The 18,698-nt window shown below is 68.1% G+C and carries 28 protein-coding genes; all 28 read left to right on the top strand.

Annotation, left to right across the window (positions count from 1 at the left end; genetic code table 11):
* Positions 1-1,760: DUF4012 domain-containing protein (locus IR155_RS10535; protein WP_135114785.1), on the top strand; the 1,760-nt coding region annotated here is incomplete at its 5' end.
* Positions 1,761-1,876: 116 nt separating this feature from the next.
* Complete coding sequence (locus IR155_RS10530; RefSeq protein WP_322783521.1) at positions 1,877-3,472, top strand: sugar transferase; 1,596 nt, start codon at positions 1,877-1,879, stop codon at positions 3,470-3,472.
* Positions 3,473-3,586: 114 nt separating this feature from the next.
* Positions 3,587-3,802 carry an Rv0909 family putative TA system antitoxin gene (locus tag IR155_RS10525; RefSeq protein ID WP_135114784.1) on the top strand — a complete coding sequence of 72 codons (216 nt, stop codon included), beginning with the start codon at positions 3,587-3,589 and terminating at the stop codon, positions 3,800-3,802.
* A 239-nt stretch (positions 3,803-4,041) separates the two neighbouring features.
* Complete coding sequence (locus IR155_RS15985) at positions 4,042-4,869, top strand: aggregation-promoting factor C-terminal-like domain-containing protein (protein WP_228067019.1); 828 nt, start codon at positions 4,042-4,044, stop codon at positions 4,867-4,869.
* Between the two features lie 455 nt (positions 4,870-5,324).
* On the top strand, positions 5,325-5,633 hold the full coding sequence (rpsJ, locus tag IR155_RS10515) for a 30S ribosomal protein S10 (RefSeq protein WP_135114783.1): 309 nt from the start codon (positions 5,325-5,327) through the stop codon (positions 5,631-5,633).
* A gap of 13 nt (positions 5,634-5,646) precedes the next feature.
* A complete protein-coding gene (gene rplC / locus IR155_RS10510) occupies positions 5,647-6,306 on the top strand; it encodes a 50S ribosomal protein L3 (protein WP_135114782.1) in 660 nt (219 codons plus the stop codon).
* A 5-nt stretch (positions 6,307-6,311) separates the two neighbouring features.
* Positions 6,312-6,971, top strand: a complete 660-nt coding sequence (gene rplD / locus IR155_RS10505) for a 50S ribosomal protein L4 (protein ID WP_135114781.1) — start codon at positions 6,312-6,314, stop codon at positions 6,969-6,971.
* Entirely contained in the window at positions 6,968-7,267 is a 300-nt protein-coding gene (gene rplW, locus IR155_RS10500; protein WP_135114780.1) for a 50S ribosomal protein L23, read from the top strand. Before rplD ends, rplW begins: the two co-directional genes overlap by 4 nt.
* Before the next feature lie 22 nt (positions 7,268-7,289).
* The gene (rplB, locus tag IR155_RS10495; RefSeq protein WP_135114779.1) at positions 7,290-8,129 is read left to right on the top strand and encodes a 50S ribosomal protein L2; all 840 of its coding nucleotides are present in this window, start codon (positions 7,290-7,292) and stop codon (positions 8,127-8,129) included.
* Between the two features lie 11 nt (positions 8,130-8,140).
* Positions 8,141-8,422: a 30S ribosomal protein S19 gene (rpsS, locus tag IR155_RS10490; protein WP_055992152.1), complete on the top strand. Its 282-nt coding sequence runs from the start codon at positions 8,141-8,143 to the stop codon at positions 8,420-8,422.
* Positions 8,423-8,444: 22 nt separating this feature from the next.
* Positions 8,445-8,840: a 50S ribosomal protein L22 gene (gene rplV / locus IR155_RS10485; RefSeq protein WP_135114778.1), complete on the top strand. Its 396-nt coding sequence runs from the start codon at positions 8,445-8,447 to the stop codon at positions 8,838-8,840.
* Positions 8,840-9,598 (top strand): 30S ribosomal protein S3, encoded by a 759-nt coding sequence (gene rpsC, locus IR155_RS10480; RefSeq protein ID WP_135114777.1) that lies wholly within the window; start codon positions 8,840-8,842, stop codon positions 9,596-9,598. Before rplV ends, rpsC begins: the two co-directional genes overlap by 1 nt.
* A complete protein-coding gene (gene rplP, locus IR155_RS10475) occupies positions 9,598-10,017 on the top strand; it encodes a 50S ribosomal protein L16 (RefSeq protein ID WP_055992161.1) in 420 nt (139 codons plus the stop codon). Before rpsC ends, rplP begins: the two co-directional genes overlap by 1 nt.
* Entirely contained in the window at positions 10,017-10,322 is a 306-nt protein-coding gene (gene rpmC / locus IR155_RS10470) for a 50S ribosomal protein L29 (protein WP_135114776.1), read from the top strand. The genes rplP and rpmC overlap by 1 nt, the downstream gene beginning before the upstream one ends.
* On the top strand, positions 10,322-10,630 hold the full coding sequence (gene rpsQ, locus IR155_RS10465) for a 30S ribosomal protein S17 (RefSeq protein ID WP_135114775.1): 309 nt from the start codon (positions 10,322-10,324) through the stop codon (positions 10,628-10,630). Before rpmC ends, rpsQ begins: the two co-directional genes overlap by 1 nt.
* Positions 10,627-10,995, top strand: a complete 369-nt coding sequence (gene rplN / locus IR155_RS10460) for a 50S ribosomal protein L14 (protein ID WP_135114774.1) — start codon at positions 10,627-10,629, stop codon at positions 10,993-10,995. Before rpsQ ends, rplN begins: the two co-directional genes overlap by 4 nt.
* A 3-nt stretch (positions 10,996-10,998) precedes the next feature.
* Positions 10,999-11,358 carry a 50S ribosomal protein L24 gene (rplX, locus tag IR155_RS10455; RefSeq protein WP_135114773.1) on the top strand — a complete coding sequence of 120 codons (360 nt, stop codon included), beginning with the start codon at positions 10,999-11,001 and terminating at the stop codon, positions 11,356-11,358.
* A gap of 2 nt (positions 11,359-11,360) precedes the next feature.
* Entirely contained in the window at positions 11,361-11,948 is a 588-nt protein-coding gene (rplE, locus tag IR155_RS10450; RefSeq protein WP_135114772.1) for a 50S ribosomal protein L5, read from the top strand.
* Between the two features lie 229 nt (positions 11,949-12,177).
* Positions 12,178-12,576 carry a 30S ribosomal protein S8 gene (gene rpsH, locus IR155_RS10445; RefSeq protein WP_135114771.1) on the top strand — a complete coding sequence of 133 codons (399 nt, stop codon included), beginning with the start codon at positions 12,178-12,180 and terminating at the stop codon, positions 12,574-12,576.
* Between the two features lie 6 nt (positions 12,577-12,582).
* On the top strand, positions 12,583-13,119 hold the full coding sequence (gene rplF / locus IR155_RS10440) for a 50S ribosomal protein L6 (RefSeq protein ID WP_135114770.1): 537 nt from the start codon (positions 12,583-12,585) through the stop codon (positions 13,117-13,119).
* A gap of 2 nt (positions 13,120-13,121) precedes the next feature.
* Positions 13,122-13,481, top strand: coding sequence for a 50S ribosomal protein L18 (gene rplR, locus IR155_RS10435; RefSeq protein WP_135114769.1), 360 nt, complete (start codon positions 13,122-13,124; stop codon positions 13,479-13,481).
* Positions 13,478-14,185, top strand: a complete 708-nt coding sequence (gene rpsE / locus IR155_RS10430; protein WP_135114768.1) for a 30S ribosomal protein S5 — start codon at positions 13,478-13,480, stop codon at positions 14,183-14,185. Before rplR ends, rpsE begins: the two co-directional genes overlap by 4 nt.
* Positions 14,185-14,370, top strand: a complete 186-nt coding sequence (rpmD, locus tag IR155_RS10425; protein ID WP_135114767.1) for a 50S ribosomal protein L30 — start codon at positions 14,185-14,187, stop codon at positions 14,368-14,370. Before rpsE ends, rpmD begins: the two co-directional genes overlap by 1 nt.
* Positions 14,370-14,870 (top strand): 50S ribosomal protein L15, encoded by a 501-nt coding sequence (rplO, locus tag IR155_RS10420; protein WP_135114766.1) that lies wholly within the window; start codon positions 14,370-14,372, stop codon positions 14,868-14,870. Before rpmD ends, rplO begins: the two co-directional genes overlap by 1 nt.
* 101 nt (positions 14,871-14,971) lie before the next feature.
* Complete coding sequence (gene secY, locus IR155_RS10415; RefSeq protein ID WP_135114765.1) at positions 14,972-16,291, top strand: preprotein translocase subunit SecY; 1,320 nt, start codon at positions 14,972-14,974, stop codon at positions 16,289-16,291.
* A complete protein-coding gene (locus tag IR155_RS10410; RefSeq protein ID WP_135114764.1) occupies positions 16,288-16,887 on the top strand; it encodes an adenylate kinase in 600 nt (199 codons plus the stop codon). The genes secY and IR155_RS10410 overlap by 4 nt, the downstream gene beginning before the upstream one ends.
* 18 nt (positions 16,888-16,905) lie before the next feature.
* The gene (gene map, locus IR155_RS10405; protein ID WP_167760763.1) at positions 16,906-17,757 is read left to right on the top strand and encodes a type I methionyl aminopeptidase; all 852 of its coding nucleotides are present in this window, start codon (positions 16,906-16,908) and stop codon (positions 17,755-17,757) included.
* A gap of 53 nt (positions 17,758-17,810) precedes the next feature.
* Positions 17,811-18,470, top strand: coding sequence for a DsbA family protein (locus IR155_RS10400; protein WP_135114763.1), 660 nt, complete (start codon positions 17,811-17,813; stop codon positions 18,468-18,470).
* Positions 18,471-18,698 lie beyond the last annotated feature (228 nt).

Below are 18,698 nucleotides of genomic sequence, written 5' to 3'. Positions count from 1 at the left end.
GCCCCCCGTTCGACGAGCCTCCCGCCGGCCGCGGGTCCACCGCGACGGCCGAGCGCAAGCCGCGCCGCACGGGCCGCACGATCGGGGTCGTCGTGGTCGTCGTGCTCGTGCTGCTGGTGCTCGCCGCCGCGTGGCTGGCGTTCCGCGCGCTGACGGTCAAGAGCGAGCTCGAGCAGAGCCGCGCGATCATCGGGCAGGTGCAGCACGACGAGCGCGACCTCCGCGACGCGCTGGGCGACCTCGGCGACCACGCCGCCGCCGCCGCGTCCGCGGCCGGCGACCCCGTCTGGCGTGTGGCCGAGATCGTGCCGGTCGCGGGCGACAACCTGCGCGGCGCGCGCCTGGCGGCCGAGTCGCTCGACGTCGCGGTCAACGACCTGGGCGTGCCCGCGCTCGGCGCGTTCGGCGGCGACGGCGAGGGATCCGCGTTCTCGCGCGTGCTGCCCGTGCTGGACTCCGCCGCGCCCGAGGTGGTGCGGCTGGCAGGCGAGCTCGCCGACGTGCAGAAGTCGACCGCCCTGATCGGTCCCGTGCGCGACGGCGTCGACCAGGTCGCCGAGGTGATGGGCGGCGCCGCGCCGCTCATCGAGCTGCTGCCCGAGATGCTCGGCGCCAACGGCCCGCGCAACTACCTGCTCGTGTTCCAGAACAACGCCGAGACGGTCGGGCTCGGCGGATCCGCCGCCTCGCAGTCGCTCGTGCGCGCCGACGGCGGATCGATCGACATCGTCCGCCAGGCCGACAGCGGCCGCTACGCCAACGACACCCCCGTCGACGTCGAGGTGCCGCAGAGCGCGCTGGACCTGTACAGCGACTTCCTCGTCAAGCGCATCAACACGTCGTCGAGCCGCCCCGACTTCCCGACCATGGCGCGGATCGTCACGGAATGGTGGCAGCGCGACATCGCCGACGACCAGATCGACGGCGTGCTGTCGGTCGACCCGATCGGGCTCGCGCGCATGCTGCGCGCCACGGGCCCGATCCAGCTGGCCACGGGCGACGAGCTCACCGAGGACAACGCGGTCGACCTGCTGCTCAACGAGGCGTACGTGCGGTGGGGCCCGCAGGAGACCAAGCACTTCGCCGACGCGTTCTTCGCGAGCGCGGCCGTGTCGATCTTCGACAAGCTCGCCGGCGGCGACTTCGACCTGAAGGACATGGCCTGGGCCGTGGGCGAGGGCATCGACCGCGGCAACATCATGTTCTACAGCCCCCACGAGGACGTGCAGCAGGTGGTCGAGCCGCTGCGGCTGTCGGGCATCCTGCCCGAGGACAACGTCGACGCCACGACGATCGGCGTGTACTTCCGCGACGAGTCGGCCTCGAAGATCGACTACTACATGGACTCCGCGATCGACGTCGCCGAGCGCTGCACCGACGGGCGCCGCACGTTCACGACCGAGACCACGCTGCACCTCGACATCGACCAGGCCGCGGCCGACGTGCTGCCCGAGTACGTGCGCAGCCAGACGTGGGGATCGTCGCAGTTCCGCACCCAGGTGTACGTGTACGGCCCGCCCGGCACCACGGTCGACAGCGTCTCGGTGGACGGCCGCGACGTCACGCTGATGCGCGACGACGTGCAGGATCTCGGGCGCCCGGTCGCCTGGTTCCAGACCTACCTCGCGCCCACCGAGCGCGCGACCGTCACGGCCACGTTCGCGGCCGAGGACGGCGAGTTCGGCGAGGTGGAGCTGCGGTCGACGCCCATGATCAACAAGACCGACGTGGAGCTGACCAGCGAGGGCTGCGGCCGCTGATCCGCGCCGCGCCGGGCGATCGGCCGCATCGTGTCCATTCTGTGAGATAGGCAGGACACCGGCGAGGAGTAGACTCACCCGGTCCCCCACGATGGCTCTTGCGAGGAGCGAGCACAGTGACGACAGAGCTGACGCACGACTCGCGTGCGAACGTTCCTGCGTCCGACACCGAGGCGGATCCCGCGGCGACCGATCCGGCGACCGAGCCCGAGCCGGTCGCGCTGCACGCGGAGCCGCTGGTCGCCGAGCAGGAGCTGAGCCGCCCGGTCGCCGCGCCCCGCCGCACGGTCGACTGGCGCCGCCGCTACGCCCGCGGCCTGCGGATCACCGACGCCCTCGTGCTGCTCGTCGTGGTCTACGGCACCCAGTTCGCGTGGCTCGGCACGCACGCCGAGGTGGCCGGGTCCCTCGACTTCCTGCCCTCCTCCTACAGCGCCTACTCGGCCGGCATCGTGCTGCTGTGGCTGCTGGCCCTCGCCCTGAACGACACCCGCAGCGACCGCGTCATCGGCGTCGGCACGATCGAGTACAAGCGCATCTTCGACGCCAGCTTCATGCTGTTCGGCGGCATCGCGATCGTCGCGTTCCTGTTCCAGGTGGCCCTCGCGCGCGGTTACCTGCTCGTCTCGTTCCCCGTCGGTATCCTGGCGCTCTTCCTCGAGCGCTGGATCTGGCGGCGCTGGCTGGGGCGCAAGCGCGGCCAGGGGGAGTACTCGGCGCGCGTGCTGCTGGTCGGATCCGAGCGATCCGTGATCCACGTGGCGCGCGAGCTGCGCCGCTCGCCGTCCGCCGGCTACAACGTCGTGGGCGCCTGCATGCCCGCCGGCCGCACGGTCACGTCCGTGCGCGGCACCGACATCCCCGTGCTCGGCAACGTGAACTCCGTGCAGCGCGCCCTGATGGTGTCGGACGCCGACACGGTCGTGATCGCGAGCACCGAGGAGCTCGGCCCGGCGAAGGTCAAGGAGATCTCGTGGTCGCTCGAGGCGGGGCGTCACCACCTCGTGCTCGCACCCGGCATCGCCGACGTCGCGGGCCCCCGGATCCACACCCGCCCCGTCGCCGGCCTGCCGCTGATCCACGTCGAGACGCCGCGGTTCTCGTCCGGCCAGCGCTTCCTGAAGCGCACGCTCGACATCGTCGCCAGCATCCTGCTGGTCACCGTGCTGTCGCCGCTCATGATCGCGCTCGCCGTGATCGTGAAGGCCACGTCCGAGGGACCCGTGCTGTTCGCGCAGACGCGCATCGGCCGCCACGGCCGCGTGTTCCGGATGCTGAAGTTCCGGTCGATGGTGCGCGACGCCGAGGCGCACCTCGCCGAGCTCGAGGCGCGCCGCGACCATGGCAACGAGATCATGTTCAAGATGCGCGAGGATCCGCGCGTCACCCCCGTCGGCCGCGTCATGCGTCGCTTCAGCCTCGACGAGCTGCCGCAGCTGTTCAACGTGATCGCGGGCAGCATGTCGCTGGTCGGGCCGCGCCCGCCGCTGCCGCGCGAGGTCGACCAGTACGCCGACCACGTGCATCGCCGGTTCCTCGTCAAGCCCGGGATCACGGGCCTGTGGCAGGTCTCCGGCCGCTCCACGCTGTCGTGGGACGACACCGTGCGCCTCGACCTGTCGTACGTCGAGAACTGGACCCTGCTGGGCGACCTCATCATCCTGTTCAAGACGTTCCGCGCCGCGCTGCTGCCGGGCGACACGGTCGGCTGATCCGGCGCGCCGCACGGTCCCGCTGAGCGGGTATCGCTCGAGCCGGGCTCCTGTCATAATGGCCGGGACGCGTCCGGCTCCACGGACGCACCGGAACCCTTTGGGAGGGGAATCATGGGTCTCGACGATCTCGTGAACCAGGGCAAGGAGCTCTTCGAGCAGAACAAGGACAAGCTCGCCGACGCGCTGAACAGCGCCGAGGCCGAGGGCGTCAGCGACTCGGTGCTCGACAAGGTCACCGACTTCGCGAAGGGTGTTCTGCCCGACAACCTCGACGAGCAGATCGACCAGATCCGCGACAACGTCGACGGCGCCGTCGGCAACGAGTAAGCGGAGTCACGCGAGGCCCTCGCCCCCTTCCGGGGCGGGGGCCTCGTCGCGTTTCCGGGGCCGGATCAGGGCCGTTCCGTCCAGGGGAACGTCAGGTAACGAACAGGTAACGCCCATGCCCCGGGCGGGTTCCGTCCAGCCGCGGGGGACACGGTGGAGGGTCCGCTCTCGTCGCGCCCGCCACCCGAAGGCGCCGCGCGGTGACGCGAGTGCGGGCGTACCCGATCGAAACGCAAGGTATGACGCAGAACCACACCGATACGCCCCTGCTCACCCCGTTCCCCCGCGCGAACCACCTGTCGCAGCTGCGCCGCGAGCGCGCCACCCGCCGACACCGCCGCCTGATCGGCGCGGCCCTCGGCGTGGCCATCGCGGTGTCGGGCACGGTGGCCGTGGCGGCCGCCGTCCCGGACGGCGACCGCTCGCGCGTGGTCGCCGCGCCGACCGAGGACCCGGGAGCGCAGGCCGTCGCCGAGGCGACGCTCGCGCGCGCCGAGAAGGCGCTCGACAAGGCCCACGAGAAGGTCGACACCAAGCCGCTGGAGCGCCGCGTGGCCGAGCTGGCCGACTACGACCGGATGCCGTCCGTCGTGGTGCGCGGCGAGGCCCGCGAGACCGAGCACGTCACCCAGGAGGTCGTCGCCGAGACGGTCGCGCTCGAGGAGGCCGACGCCGAGGCCAAGGCCAAGGCGAAGCGCGAGGCGCAGCGCAAGGCCGAGGCCGAGCGCAAGGCCGCCGAGGCCCTCGCCGCCGCCAACACCCCCGCCGGCGCGCAGGCCACCGCGCAGTCGATGGCCGCCGAGCGCTACGGCTGGGGAGCCGACCAGTTCGGCTGCCTGCTGTCGCTGTGGAACAAGGAGTCCGGCTGGAACTACCAGGCCTCCAACCCCTCGAGCGGCGCCTACGGCATCCCGCAGTCGCTGCCCGGCTCGAAGATGGCGACCGTCGGCGCCGACTGGGCCACCAACGCGACCACCCAGATCGCGTGGGGCCTGGACTACATCTCCCGCGCCTACGGCACTCCGTGCGCCGCGTGGGGCCACTCGCAGGCCACCAACTGGTACTGACCCGCGCCGCGGTCGCCCGCGGCCCGGCCTGCGCCTGCCGTTCCGAAGAGATCCGCACATCCGAACCCCGAACCACCCGGATCCGTGTTCGGCAGTGCGGATCTCTTCGGTTCTGGAGCCTGGGAGGGCGCCGACAGGCGGCCGGAGAGCCGCGGGATTCCGGGGATCGGGGCGCGACACGCCCGGGTTGCCGATACGACCCCGGGGATGGCAGAATAGACAAGTTCCACATTTCCGCGTGCGCTCCCCAAGGGAGGACTGCGCGGGATCACTGCCAGGGCAGTGCACAGACCACAGTCTGGGCCGCGGGCAGGAGAACGAAATCACACACCACTGGGCAGGGTCTATCTCTGTGCGCGTGGACTGACATGTGAAAACTGGCCCGAAGGGTTTCCGGAGGGTACGTGCGTCCAATGCCCCAGAGGTATGACGCGTGAAGAGAGATGAGCAGACAAATGGCGGGACAGAAGATCCGCATTCGCCTGAAGTCGTATGACCACGAGATCATCGACTCGTCGGCGCGCAAGATCGTCGACACGGTGACCCGAGCGGGCGCCCAGGTCGTCGGCCCGGTGCCGCTTCCGACCGAGAAGAACGTGATCGCCGTGATCCGTTCGCCCCACAAGTACAAGGACAGCCGCGAGCACTTCGAGATGCGCACGCACAAGCGCCTCATCGACATCGTGGACCCGACGCCGAAGGCCGTCGACTCGCTCATGCGACTCGACCTCCCGGCCGACGTCAACATCGAGATCAAGCTCTGAGGGCGGGTTCGACATGGCTGACATCAACAACAAGATTTCGAAGGGCCTGCTGGGCACCAAGCTCGGCATGACCCAGGTCTGGAACGAGAACGGCAAGCTCATCCCCGTCACGGTGATCGAGCTCGCGCCGAACGTGGTCACCCAGGTCCGCACGGCGGAGAAGGACGGCTACTCGGCCATCCAGATCGCCGCCGGCGCCATCGACCCGCGCAAGGTGAACAAGCCGCTCTCGGGCCACTTCGAGGCTGCCGGCGTCACGCCGCGCCGCCACCTCGCGGAGATCCGCACCGCCGACGCCGCCGAGTACGCACTCGGTCAGGAGCTGACGGTCGACGGCACCTTCGAGGCCGGCCAGCTCGTCGACGTCGTCGGCACGAGCAAGGGCAAGGGCACCGCCGGTGTCATGAAGCGCCACAACTTCAAGGGCGTCTCGGCTTCGCACGGTGCACACCGCAACCACCGCAAGCCCGGTTCGATCGGCGCATCGTCGACCCCGAGCCGCGTCTTCAAGGGAATGCGCATGGCCGGCCGTATGGGCGCCGAGCGCGTGACCGTCCTCAACCTCACGGTTCACGCCGTCGACGCCGAGAAGGGTCTGCTGCTCGTCAAGGGCGCCGTCCCCGGCGCGCGCGGCCGCACCGTGTACGTCCGCAACGCAGTGAAGGGGGCCTGAGTTAGATGACTGACTCGACTCTCGCTCTGGACGTCCTGGGCACTGACGGCAAGAAGGTCGGCTCCGTCGACCTGCCCGCCTCGGTGTTCGACGCCAAGACGAACATCCCGCTGATCCACCAGGTCGTCGTCGCGCAGCTCGCGGCGGCTCGCCAGGGCACCCACTCGACCAAGCGTCGCGGTGAGGTCTCGGGCGCCGGCCGCAAGCCCTTCAAGCAGAAGGGCACGGGTAACGCCCGTCAGGGCTCGATCCGTGCGCCGCACATGACCGGCGGTGGCATCGTCCACGGCCCGAAGCCGCGCGACTACTCGCAGCGCACCCCCAAGAAGATGATCGCCGCCGCCCTCGCGGGCGCGCTCAGCGACCGCTTCCGGGGCGAGCGCATCCACGTCGTCGAGTCGTTCGGTGTGACCGAGCCCTCGACCAAGGCCGCGGCCTCCTTCCTCGCGACGGTGTCCCCTGCCAAGAACGTGCTCGTCGTGCTCGACCGCGAGGACGACTTCGGCTACCTCAGCGTGCGCAACCTCGGTTACGTCCACGTCCTGATGGCCGACCAGCTCAACGCCTACGACGTGCTCGTCTCGGACGACATCGTCTTCACCAAGGCCGCCATCGACGCGTTCATCGCGCAGAAGGTCGGCGCCACTGAGGAGGTCTCCGCATGACCGCCGTCCAGAAGGACCCGCGCGACGTCATCCTGAAGCCCGTCGTCTCGGAGAAGAGCTACGGCCTGATCGACGAGGGCAAGTACACGTTCATCGTGGACCCCCGTTCGAACAAGACCGAGATCAAGCTCGCCATCGAGAAGATCTTCGGCGTGCAGGTGGCTTCGGTCAACACGATCAACCGCGTCGGCAAGGCCCGCCGCACCCGCTTCGGCACCGGCAAGCGCAAGGACACCAAGCGCGCCATCGTGACGCTCAAGTCGGGCACCATCGACATCTTCACGGCAGTCGGCTGACGGTCGGGGAGGAAGAGAGAACATGGCTATTCGCAACTACAAGCCCACGACCCCCGGTCGCCGCGGCTCGTCGGTGGCCGACTTCGCCGAGATCACCCGATCGACGCCTGAGAAGTCGCTGCTCCGTCCGCTGAGCAAGACCGGTGGCCGCAACAACCAGGGCCGCATCACGACCCGTCACATCGGTGGTGGCCACAAGCGCCAGTACCGCGTGATCGACTTCCGTCGCAACGACAAGGACGGCGTCGACGCCAAGGTCGCGCACATCGAGTACGACCCGAACCGCACGGCGCGTATCGCGCTCCTGCACTACGTGGACGGCACGAAGCGCTACATCCTCGCGCCGAACAAGCTGCAGCAGGGCGACGTCGTCGAGTCTGGTCCGAACGCGGACATCAAGCCCGGCAACAACCTGCCGCTGCGCAACATCCCGACGGGTACCGTCATCCACGCCATCGAGCTCCGCCCCGGCGGCGGCGCGAAGATGGCTCGTTCGGCGGGCGCCTCGGTGCGTCTCGTCGCGAAGGACGGCCCCTACGCTCAGCTGCGCCTCCCCTCGGGCGAGGTCCGCAACGTCGACGCGCGCTGCCGCGCGACGATCGGCGAGGTCGGCAACGCCGAGCAGTCGAACATCAACTGGGGCAAGGCCGGCCGCAACCGCTGGAAGGGCATCCGCCCGACCGTCCGCGGTGTCGCCATGAACCCGGTCGACCACCCGCACGGTGGTGGTGAGGGCAAGACGTCCGGTGGACGTCACCCCGTCTCCCCGTGGGGCCAGGCTGAGGGCCGCACCCGTCACGCCAACAAGGAAAGCGACAAGCTCATCGTGCGTCGCCGTAACGCCGGCAAGAAGCGCAAGTAGGAGTAAAGAAGATGCCCCGCAGTCTGAAGAAGGGCCCCTTCGTCGACGAGCACCTGCTGCGCAAGGTTGTCTCGCAGAACGAAGCCGGCACCAAGAACGTCATCAAGACGTGGTCGCGCCGCTCGATGATCATCCCCGCAATGCTGGGACACACCATCGCGGTTCACGACGGTCGCAAGCACATCCCCGTGTTCGTCACGGAGACGCTTGTCGGCCACAAGCTGGGCGAGTTCGCGCCCACCCGCACCTTCCGCGGCCATGAGAAGGACGACAAGAAGGGCCGTCGCCGCTAAGGCGACTGAGGAGGAGAGAGAAATGGTGGAGTCCATCGCACGTGTGCGACACATCCGCGTGACCCCTCAGAAGGCTCGTCGCGTCATCGCGCTCATCAAGGGCAAGCAGGCCGAGGAGGCCCTCGCCATCCTGAAGTTCGCGCCGCAGACGGCTTCCGAGCCGATCTTCAAGCTTGTGGAGTCGGCCATGGCCAACGCCCAGGTGAAGGCCGACAAGGACGGCGAGTACCTGAACTCGCAGGACCTGTTCGTCAAGAACGCCTATGTGGACGAGGGCACGACGCTGAAGCGTTTCCGCCCCCGCGCACAGGGCCGCGCGTTCCAGATCAAGAAGCGCACGAGCCACATCACGGTCGTGCTCTCGACGCCGGAGGTCGCTGAGACCGCTGCCGGCGACAAGAAGAAGGCGAGCAACTAATGGGTCAGAAGGTCAACCCGTACGGCTTCCGCCTCGGCATCACCACCGATCACGTTTCGCGCTGGTTCGCGGACTCGACGAAGCCTGGTCAGCGTTACGCCGACTACGTGGCCGAGGACATCCGCATCCGCAAGCTGCTGCAGACGAACCTCGACCGTGCCGGCGTCAGCCGCATCGAGATCGAGCGCACTCGTGACCGCGTCCGCGTCGACATCCACACCGCCCGCCCGGGCATCGTGATCGGTCGTCGTGGCGCGGAGGCCGAGCGCATCCGCGGCGAGCTCGAGAAGCTCACCGGCAAGCAGATCCAGCTGAACATCCTCGAGGTGAAGAACCCCGAGGCCGACGCTCAGCTCGTCGCCCAGGGCGTCGCCGAGCAGCTCAGCGCCCGCGTGGCCTTCCGCCGCGCGATGCGCAAGGGCCTGCAGGGTGCCCAGCGCGCCGGCGCCAAGGGCGTCCGGATCCAGGTCTCGGGCCGCCTCGGCGGCGCGGAGATGTCGCGTTCGGAGTTCTACCGCGAGGGTCGTGTGCCGCTGCACACGCTGCGCGCGAACATCGACTACGGCTTCTACGAGGCCAAGACCACCTTCGGCCGCATCGGCGTGAAGGTCTGGATCTACAAGGGCGATCTCACCAACAAGGAACTCGCGCGCGAGCAGGCCAACATGAAGCCCGCCCGTGACCGCGACCGTGGCGGCCGCCGTGGCCCGCGTCGTGACGACGCTCAGGCACCGGTGGCGGAAGGAGCTTCGGCGTAATGCTCATCCCCCGCAAGGTCAAGTACCGCAAGCAGCACCACCCCAAGCGTGATGGTGCGGCCACCGGTGGCACGAAGGTCTCCTTCGGCGAGTTCGGCATCCAGGCCCTCACCCCCGCGTACGTGACGAACCGTCAGATCGAGTCCGCTCGTATCGCCATGACGCGTCACATCAAGCGTGGCGGAAAGGTGTGGATCAACATCTACCCCGACCGTCCGCTCACGAAGAAGCCCGCTGAGACCCGCATGGGTTCCGGTAAGGGTTCGCCGGAGTGGTGGGTCGCCAACGTCAAGCCGGGTCGCGTCCTCTTCGAGGTCGCCGGTGTCAACGAGCAGCTCGCTCGTGAGGCCCTGACCCGTGCCATTCACAAGCTGCCTCTGAAGGCACGCATCATCAAGCGCGAGGAGGGCGACGCGTAATGGCGATCGGCACCAAGGAGCTCGCCACGAGCGAGCTCGACACGTTCGAGGACCAGCGCCTCGTCGAGGAGCTGCGCAAGGCCAAGGAAGAGCTGTTCAACCTGCGCTTCCAGTCGGCCACCGGCCAGCTCGAGAGCCACGGCCGCATCCGCGCCGTGAAGCGCGACATCGCGCGTCTCTACACCGTGATCCGCGAGCGCGAGCTGGGCATCCGTGCCACGCCCGCTCCGGTCGAGGTGAAGGCCAAGAAGAGCAAGGCGAAGAAGTCGGACGAGACTCCGGCCGCCGAAGGAGAGGCTGAGTGATGGCCACCGAGAAGAAGGCTGTGGAGCACGCCGAGCACGACGTGCGCGACGCCGACGCCCGTGGTTACCGCAAGTCGGTCCGCGGCTACGTCGTGAGCGACAAGATGGACAAGACGATCGTCGTCGAGGTCGAGGACCGCGTTAAGCACCCCCTCTACGGCAAGGTCATCCGTCGCACGAGCAAGCTCAAGGCGCACGACGAGAACAACACCGCCGGCATCGGCGACCTCGTCCTCATCAACGAGACCCGTCCGCTCAGCGCCACCAAGCGCTGGCGTCTGGTTGAGATCCTGGAGAAGGCCAAGTGATCCAGACTGAGTCCCGCCTCAAGGTCGCCGACAACACCGGCGCGAAGGAGCTGCTCACCATCCGCGTTCTCGGTGGTTCGAACCGCCGTTACGCGGGCGTGGGCGACACCATCGTCGCGACGGTCAAGGACGCGATCCCGGGCGGCAACGTCAAGAAGGGCGACGTCGTCAAGGCGGTCGTCGTCCGCACCGTGAAGCAGACGCGCCGTTCTGACGGCTCGTACATCAAGTTCGACGAGAACGCCGCCGTCATCCTGAAGAACGACGGGGAGCCCCGCGGCACCCGCATCTTCGGCCCGGTCGGCCGCGAGCTTCGTGACCGCAAGTTCATGAAGATCGTCTCGCTCGCCCCGGAGGTGCTGTAACCCATGGCGAAGATCAAGAAGGGTGACCTGGTCCAGGTCATCACCGGAGCCAAGCAGGACCGCGGCGGAGACCGCGGCAAGCAGGGCAAGGTCCTCGAGGTCATCGACGGCGGCCAGCGTGTCGTCGTCGAGGGCGTCAACTACATCACGAAGCACAACCGGATCGGCCAGACGCAGCGCGGCACGAAGACCGGTGGCATCGAGACGTACGAGGCCCCCATCCACATTTCCAACGTCGCGCTCGTCGACCCCGACTCGAAGAAGCCGACCCGCGTCGGCTTCCGCGTGGAGGAGCAGGTCAAGGACGGCGTCAAGAAGACTGTTCGCGTTCGCGTCGCGAAGAAGTCTGGTAAGGACATCTGACAGTGAGCACCATTGACGCGCAGGCTGGCAAAATCCAGCCGCGCCTGAAGCAGGTCTACCGCGACCAGATCCGTCAGAAGCTGCAGGACGAGTTCGGCTACGACAACGTCATGCAGATCCCTGGCCTGGTCAAGGTCGTCGTCAACACCGGTGTCGGCGAGGCAGCTCGCGACTCCAAGGTCATCGAGGGTGCGGTCGCCGACCTCACCGCGATCACGGGTCAGAAGCCCGTCGTCACCAAGGCGAAGAAGTCGATCGCGCAGTTCAAGCTGCGCGAGGGTCAGGCCATCGGCGCGCACGTCACCCTCCGCGGTGACCGCGCGTGGGAGTTCGTGGACCGCCTCGTCTCGCTCGCCCTGCCCCGCATCCGCGACTTCCGCGGTCTGTCGGGCAAGCAGTTCGACGGCAACGGCAACTACACCTTCGGTCTCCAGGAGCAGTCGGTGTTCCACGAGATCAACCAGGACAAGATCGACCGCGTCCGCGGTTTCGACATCACCGTCGTGACCACGGCGAAGACGGATGACGAGGGCCGTGCGCTTCTCCGTCACCTCGGCTTCCCGTTCCGCAACGAGGACCAGCAGGCCTGAGCCGACTCACAGGTCGGTCTGCGGTAAGATCGAGCGTTTGTGCGTTTCGACTCGCTTCGCTCGCTCAACGAACAGGGGAGTGGGGAGACCTTCTCCACTCCCCTTGTTCGTTGAGCGAGGGAGCGAAGCGACCGAGTCGAAACGCAGCCACAACTGAATACGGATCATTCAGTGAAGGTCGTCTGTCGTGTAACGGCAGCCGAAACCTCATGAAAAAAGGACAAGTCATATGACCATGACAGACCCGGTCGCAGACATGCTGACCCGTCTGCGCAATGCGAACTCGGCGCACCACGACTCCGTGTCGCTGCCGTCGAGCAAGCTCAAGACGCACATCGCGGAGATCCTCAAGCGCGAGGGCTACATCGCCTCGTGGGAGGAGACCGACGCTCGTGTCGGCAAGACCCTCACGATGACGCTGAAGTACGGCCCGAACCGCGAGCGGTCGATCGCCGGCATCAAGCGCGTCTCGAAGCCCGGCCTCCGCGTGTACGCGAAGTCGACCGAGCTCCCCACGGTCCTCGGTGGCCTGGGTGTCGCCATCCTGTCCACCTCCTCCGGTCTTCTCACCGACCGTCAGGCTGAGCAGAAGGGCGTGGGCGGAGAAGTTCTCGCCTACGTGTGGTGATCACTCATGTCGCGTATTGGACGTCTTCCCATTGACATCCCCGCCGGCGTCACTGTGACGGTCGACGGGCAGCAGGTTGCCGTGAAGGGCCCCAAGGGCGAGCTGTCGCTCACCGTGGCCAAGCCCCTCGAGGTCAAGGTCGAGGAGAACCAGGTTCTCGTCACCCGCCCCGACGACGAGCGCGAGTCGCGTTCGCTGCACGGGCTCACGCGCACCCTGATCAACAACAACATCATCGGCGTGACCGAGGGCTACACCAAGGGCCTCGAGGTCGTCGGCACCGGTTACCGCGTGGCGCAGAAGGGCTCGGCTGTCGAGTTCGCTCTGGGCTTCTCGCACCCCGTCACCGTCGAGCCGCCGGCCGGCATCACGCTCACCGTCGAGGGCAACAACAAGCTCACCGTGAGCGGCATCGACAAGCAGGCCGTCGGTGAGACCGCCGCCAACATCCGCAAGATCCGCAAGCCTGAGCCGTACAAAGGCAAGGGTGTCCGCTACGCGGGCGAGGTCGTGCGTCGCAAGGCCGGAAAGGCTGGTAAGTAATCATGGCTGTGAAGTCGAAGTCCGCCGCGCGTACGCGCCGCCACGCTCGCCTTCGCAAGAAGGTCGTCGGCACCGAGGTCCGTCCTCGTCTCGTCGTGACCCGTTCGGCCCGCCACGTCTTCGTGCAGCTGGTCGACGACAGCAAGGGCCACACCGTGGCCTCTGCCTCGACGCTCGAGACCGACCTGCGCGGTTTCGAGGGTGACAAGACCGCGAAGGCCCGCAAGGTCGGCGAGCTCCTCGCCGAGCGCGCCAAGGCCGCCGGTTTCACCGACGTCGTGTTCGACCGCGGTGGCAACCGCTACGCGGGACGTGTCGCGGCGATCGCCGACGGCGCCCGCGAAGGGGGGCTGAACCTGTGAGTGACAACAAGGAGACCGAAGTGACCACCGAGGCCCCCGAGGCCGGCGCCGAGCAGGCGCAGACCGAGCAGGTCCAGACCGAGCAGCGCACCGAGCGCGGCGACCGCCGTGGCGGCCGCAACGATCGGGGCCAGGGTCGTGGCGGTCGTGACCGCAACGACCGCGGTGCGGACAACCAGTTCCTCGAGCGCGTCGTCACGATCAACCGCGTGTCGAAGGTCGTGAAGGGTGGTCGTCGCTTCAGCTTCACCGCTCTCGTGGTCGTCGGCGACGGCAACGGCGTGGTCGGTGTGGGCTACGGCAAGGCCCGCGAGGTGCCCCTGGCCATCTCCAAGGGTGTCGAGGACGCGAAGCGCAACTTCTTCCGCGTGCCGCGCTCCGGCGCCACCATCCCGCACCCCGTGCAGGGTGAGGCTGCCGCCGGCGTCGTCATGCTGCGCCCGGCCTCGGCCGGTACCGGTGTTATCGCCGGTGGTCCGGTCCGCGCCGTGCTCGAGTGCGCCGGTATCCACGACGTGCTGTCGAAGTCGCTCGGTTCGTCGAACACGATCAACATCGTGCACGCGACGGTCGAGGCCCTGAAGCAGCTCGAGGAGCCCCGTGCGGTCGCCGCGCGCCGTGGCCTCGAGTTCGACCAGGTCGCGCCGGCACGTCTCGTCCGTGCGGAGGCAGAGGCCGCCGCTGCTGCGAAGGCAGGTGTCTGATGGCCGCTCGTCTGAAGGTGACGCAGGTCAAGTCCAAGGTGAGCGAGAAGCAGAACCAGCGTGACACGCTGCGTTCGCTCGGTCTGAAGCGGATCGGCGACTCTGTCGTCCGGCCCGATGACGCCCAGACGCGCGGATACGTCCGTACCGTCGCTCACCTCGTGAGTGTTGAGGAGATCGACTGATGGCTGAGAAGAAGGCCACGGCCGACAAGGCCGAGAAGAAGCAGGCCACCGAGGCCAAGCGCCCCGGCGTGCTGAAGGTGCACCACCTCCGTCCCGTCCCGGGTGCCAACACCGCCAAGACCCGCGTTGGTCGCGGTGAGGGCTCGAAGGGCAAGACGGCCGGTCGCGGTACGAAGGGCACCAAGGCCCGGTACAGCGTCCGCCCCGGCTTCGAGGGTGGCCAGATGCCGCTGCACATGCGCACGCCGAAGCTGCGCGGCTTCAAGAACCCGTTCCGCGTCGAGTACCAGGTCGTGAACCTGGAGAAGCTCGCGGAGCTGTACCCGCAGGGTGGCGACGTGACCGTCGCCGACCTGGTCGCCAAGGGCGCCGTCCGCAAGAACGAGAAGGTCAAGGTCCTCGGCAACGGCGAGATCGCCGTGGCGCTGACCGTCTCGGTGGACAAGGTCTCCGGCTCGGCTGAGTCGAAGATCGTCGCCGCCGGCGGCAGCATCAAGTAATCCGCGTCAGAGGCCCGGGAGCATCCGCTCCCGGGCCTTTGCGTTAGCCTTGAGGTCGGTTCGCCATCGGCGGGCCAGCTCATCACTCGGGAGGCACGTCCTTGTTCAGCGCCATCGCGCGGATCCTCCGCACGCCTGATCTGCGGCGGAAGATCGGATTCACCCTCGCGATCATCGCGATCTACCGCTTCGGCGCCCACATCCCGGCTCCGTTCGTGAACTTCCCGAACGTTCAGAGCTGCATCGATCAGACGTCGGGCACAGACGGGCTCCTCTCGCTCGTGAACCTGTTCTCGGGTGGCGCGCTCCTGCAGCTGTCGATCTTCGCGCTGGGAGTGATGCCGTACATCACGGCCACGATCATCACGCAGCTGCTGCGCGTGGTCATCCCGCACTTCGAGACCCTCTACAAGGAGGGCCAGGCGGGCCAGAGCAAGCTCACGCAGTACACGCGCTACCTGACGATCGCTCTCGCGCTGCTGCAGTCGACCACGCTGGTCACCGTCGCGCGCACCGGTCAGCTGTTCGGCGCCCCGAGCATCCCCGACTGCAACACCCTCCTCGTCAACGACGCGTGGTGGGCGCAGCTGCTCATGATCATCACGATGACCGCCGGCACCGGCCTCATCATGTGGTTCGCCGAGCTCGTCACCGAGCGCGGCATCGGCAACGGCATGTCGCTGCTGATCTTCACGTCGATCGCCGCCACGTTCCCGGCCGCGATGGGCGCCATCCTCGCCGCCCGCGGCTTCGAGATCTTCCTGCTCGTCCTCGCCGTCGGCGTGGTCGTCGTCGCGCTCGTCGTCTTCGTCGAGCAGTCGCAGCGTCGCATCCCTGTGCAGTACGCGAAGCGGATGGTCGGGCGTCGCACCTACGGCGGCACGAACACGTACATCCCGATCAAGGTGAACACGGCCGGCGTTGTGCCCGTCATCTTCGCCTCGTCGCTGCTGTACATCCCGGCGCTGATCGCGCAGTTCAACACGCCCACCGACACGGCCCCGCCGGCGTGGGTGACCTGGATCTCGACGTACCTGACGACGGGCGATCACCCGCTGTACATGGCGGTCTACTTCCTGCTGATCATCGGCTTCACCTACTTCTACGTCGCGATCACGTTCAACCCGGTCGAGGTCGCCGACAACATGAAGAAGTACGGCGGCTTCGTCCCGGGCATCCGCGCCGGACGCCCGACGGCCGAGTACCTCGACTACGTGCTGACGCGCATCACGCTGCCCGGTTCGATCTACCTCGGTCTCATCGCCCTGATACCGCTGATCGCTCTGGCGACCGTGGGTGCCAACCAGAACTTCCCGTTCGGCGGTGCCTCGATCCTGATCATCGTGGGTGTCGGCCTCGAGACCGTGAAGCAGATCGACGCGCAGCTGCAGCAGCGCCATTACGAAGGGCTCCTCCGATGACGTCTACCCGCCTCCTCATCGTCGGACCGCAGGGCTCGGGCAAGGGCACGCAGGGAATCCGCATCGCCGATACCTTCGGGGTCCCCGTGGTCTCGACCGGCGACATCTTCCGCGCCAACATCAAGGAGGGCACCGACCTCGGCCTCCAGGTGAAGGCGATCACGGATGCCGGCGACCTGGTGCCGGATGAGGTCACCTTCGCGATCGTGAAGGACCGCCTCGAGCAGCCCGACGCGGCCGAGGGCTTCCTGCTCGACGGCTTCCCGCGCAACGTCGCCCAGGTGGCGCTGCTCGACGAGTTCCTCACCGGCCGCGGCGAGGCGCTCGACGCCGTGATCGAGCTGAACGTGCCGCGCGAGGAGAGCCTTAAGCGGATCGCCCTGCGTGCGCAGGAGCAGGGACGCTCGGACGACACCGAGGCCGCCATCGCGCACCGCCTCGACATCTACGAGCGCGAGACCGCCCCGATCCTGGCTGTGTACCGCTCGAGCGGCATCGTCGACACGATCGACGGCGTCGGCACCCTCGACGAGATCACCGAGCGGATCGTCGCCGCCCTCGAGGCCCGCGGCCTCGCGCGCACGGCCGCGGCCTGATCCGGGTCGCCCTCGCACGTGATCTTCCGCAAGTCGATCTACAAGACCCCGGCGCAGCTGCGCGCGATGGTCGAGCCCGGCCTCATCACCGCGGCGGCCCTCGAAGCAGTGCGGCCGCTGATCCGCGCCGGGGCGACCACCCTCGAGCTCGACGCCGAGGCGAACCGCGTGATCACGGAGCGCGGCGCGCACTCGAACTTCCAGCTCGTGCGTGGGTACCGCCACACGATCTGCGCCTCGGTCAACGACGCGGTTGTGCACGGCATTCCGACGGACGTGCCGCTGCAGCCGGGGGACATCGTCTCGATCGACTGCGGCGCCGAGACGCCGGAGGGCTGGAACGGCGACTCCGCGATCACCGTAGTCGTGCCGGATCCGGATCGCCCGGATGTCGTCGCGCAGCGTGAGGAGCTCTCTCGCGTGACCGAAGGATCGATGTGGGCAGGCATCGCGGCGCTCGCGTCGGCGAAGCGCCTCGGCGAGGTCGGCGCGGCCATCCAGGGCTACATCGAGGCGAACCCCCTGTCGTACACGGGCGAGCCCGCCGGCATCCTGCGCGAGTACGTCGGGCACGGCATCGGCCGCAAGATGCACGAGTCGCCCTCGATCTTCAACTACCGCACCTCCGACCCCGGTGCCGAGATCAAGCCGGGCCTGGCGGTCTGCATCGAGCCGATGATGACCGCTGGATCGGACGAGACCTTCGTCGAGGACGACGACTGGACGGTCTCCACGGTCGACGGCTCGATGGGCTCGCACTGGGAGCACAGCATCGCGGTGCACAATGACGGCATCTGGGTGCTCACCGCGCCCGACGGCGGCGCCGCCGGGCTCGCGCCCTTCGGCGTGGTGCCGACGCCGATCGCCTGAACTCACCGGTCGCCGACCGAGCGAAGCGACCACCGACACCACGGGAGCACAACATGGCCGCCAAGAGCGGAACGAACTGGTTCGCCATCTGGATCTCGGCCGCCGTGGTCGTGCTGATGGTCGCGGTGGGCGCGATCGTCGTCTGGATGAACAACGCGGCGACCGCACCGGCCGAGTCGCCGGCGTCGGCGTCGATCGACGAGACGACCGGCGCCATCCGCCTCGGTGAGGGCCCGGATGTGCTCGAGACCTGGGTCGACTTCATGTGCCCCTACTGCGGTCAGCTCGAGGCGAGCTGGGGCGAGACCATCTCGGAGCAGGTCTCCGCGGGCGAGGTGACGCTCGAGGTGTACCCGGTGGCGATCCTGGATCGGTACTCGCAGGGGACGGAGTACTCCACCCGTGCGGCGAACGCGATGTACTGCGTGGCCGAGGACAACGCCGACGCCGCCTACCCGTTCATGAACCTCATGTTCGAGAACCAGCCCAAGGAGTCGACCGAGGGGCTGACCGACGAGGAGATCATCTCGTTCGCCGAACGCGCCGGATCGACCGGGGCAGCGGACTGCATCGCCGACCGCACCTACGCCGACTTCGTCGAGCAGACCACCGCAGAGCTTCCCGGCGGCGGAACCCCGGCCGTCGAGCTGAACGATGAGACCCTCAACTGGCAGGCCCCCGCGGAGCAGGAGCTGCTCCCGCGCCTCCAGTGACGGGTCGTCCGGACGGTTTCGACTCGCTTCGCTCGCTCAACCAGCACCCTTTCGTTGCTCGTTGAGCGAGGGAGCGGAGCGACCGAGTCGAAACGCCCAGACCCGGCCGCGACCGCGACACGCCGAAGTTGCCGACACGCCCGGCGTCGCCTAACATAGATCTTTGGTGCCTTGCGCCTGATTTCGGCGTGTCGCCGGATCGGCGATCCGGGCGCCGAATCCCACTCA

Origin of the sequence: Microbacterium paludicola, from assembly GCF_015235415.1 — a bacterium.
Classification (GTDB): Bacteria; Actinomycetota; Actinomycetes; order Actinomycetales; family Microbacteriaceae; genus Microbacterium; species Microbacterium paludicola.
Note: the sequence above shows the minus strand (reverse complement) of the source record. Positions and strands in the feature narration are given on the sequence as shown.

What these genes read in the sequence shown, in the direction of transcription:
- IR155_RS10525 (WP_135114784.1), top strand. Translation starts at nt 3,587, where the DNA reads ATGGGTCTCGACGATCTCGTGAACCAGGGCAAGGAGCTCTTCGAGCAG.
- IR155_RS15985 (WP_228067019.1), top strand. Translation starts at nt 4,042, where the DNA reads ATGACGCAGAACCACACCGATACGCCCCTGCTCACCCCGTTCCCCCGC.
- rpsJ (WP_135114783.1), top strand. Translation starts at nt 5,325, where the DNA reads ATGGCGGGACAGAAGATCCGCATTCGCCTGAAGTCGTATGACCACGAG.
- rplC (WP_135114782.1), top strand. Translation starts at nt 5,647, where the DNA reads ATGGCTGACATCAACAACAAGATTTCGAAGGGCCTGCTGGGCACCAAG.
- rplD (WP_135114781.1), top strand. Translation starts at nt 6,312, where the DNA reads ATGACTGACTCGACTCTCGCTCTGGACGTCCTGGGCACTGACGGCAAG.
- rplW (WP_135114780.1), top strand. Translation starts at nt 6,968, where the DNA reads ATGACCGCCGTCCAGAAGGACCCGCGCGACGTCATCCTGAAGCCCGTC.
- rplB (WP_135114779.1), top strand. Translation starts at nt 7,290, where the DNA reads ATGGCTATTCGCAACTACAAGCCCACGACCCCCGGTCGCCGCGGCTCG.
- rpsS (WP_055992152.1), top strand. Translation starts at nt 8,141, where the DNA reads ATGCCCCGCAGTCTGAAGAAGGGCCCCTTCGTCGACGAGCACCTGCTG.
- rplV (WP_135114778.1), top strand. Translation starts at nt 8,445, where the DNA reads ATGGTGGAGTCCATCGCACGTGTGCGACACATCCGCGTGACCCCTCAG.
- rpsC (WP_135114777.1), top strand. Translation starts at nt 8,840, where the DNA reads ATGGGTCAGAAGGTCAACCCGTACGGCTTCCGCCTCGGCATCACCACC.
- rplP (WP_055992161.1), top strand. Translation starts at nt 9,598, where the DNA reads ATGCTCATCCCCCGCAAGGTCAAGTACCGCAAGCAGCACCACCCCAAG.
- rpmC (WP_135114776.1), top strand. Translation starts at nt 10,017, where the DNA reads ATGGCGATCGGCACCAAGGAGCTCGCCACGAGCGAGCTCGACACGTTC.
- rpsQ (WP_135114775.1), top strand. Translation starts at nt 10,322, where the DNA reads ATGGCCACCGAGAAGAAGGCTGTGGAGCACGCCGAGCACGACGTGCGC.
- rplX (WP_135114773.1), top strand. Translation starts at nt 10,999, where the DNA reads ATGGCGAAGATCAAGAAGGGTGACCTGGTCCAGGTCATCACCGGAGCC.
- rpsH (WP_135114771.1), top strand. Translation starts at nt 12,178, where the DNA reads ATGACCATGACAGACCCGGTCGCAGACATGCTGACCCGTCTGCGCAAT.
- rplF (WP_135114770.1), top strand. Translation starts at nt 12,583, where the DNA reads ATGTCGCGTATTGGACGTCTTCCCATTGACATCCCCGCCGGCGTCACT.
- rplR (WP_135114769.1), top strand. Translation starts at nt 13,122, where the DNA reads ATGGCTGTGAAGTCGAAGTCCGCCGCGCGTACGCGCCGCCACGCTCGC.
- rpmD (WP_135114767.1), top strand. Translation starts at nt 14,185, where the DNA reads ATGGCCGCTCGTCTGAAGGTGACGCAGGTCAAGTCCAAGGTGAGCGAG.
- rplO (WP_135114766.1), top strand. Translation starts at nt 14,370, where the DNA reads ATGGCTGAGAAGAAGGCCACGGCCGACAAGGCCGAGAAGAAGCAGGCC.
- IR155_RS10410 (WP_135114764.1), top strand. Translation starts at nt 16,288, where the DNA reads ATGACGTCTACCCGCCTCCTCATCGTCGGACCGCAGGGCTCGGGCAAG.
- IR155_RS10400 (WP_135114763.1), top strand. Translation starts at nt 17,811, where the DNA reads ATGGCCGCCAAGAGCGGAACGAACTGGTTCGCCATCTGGATCTCGGCC.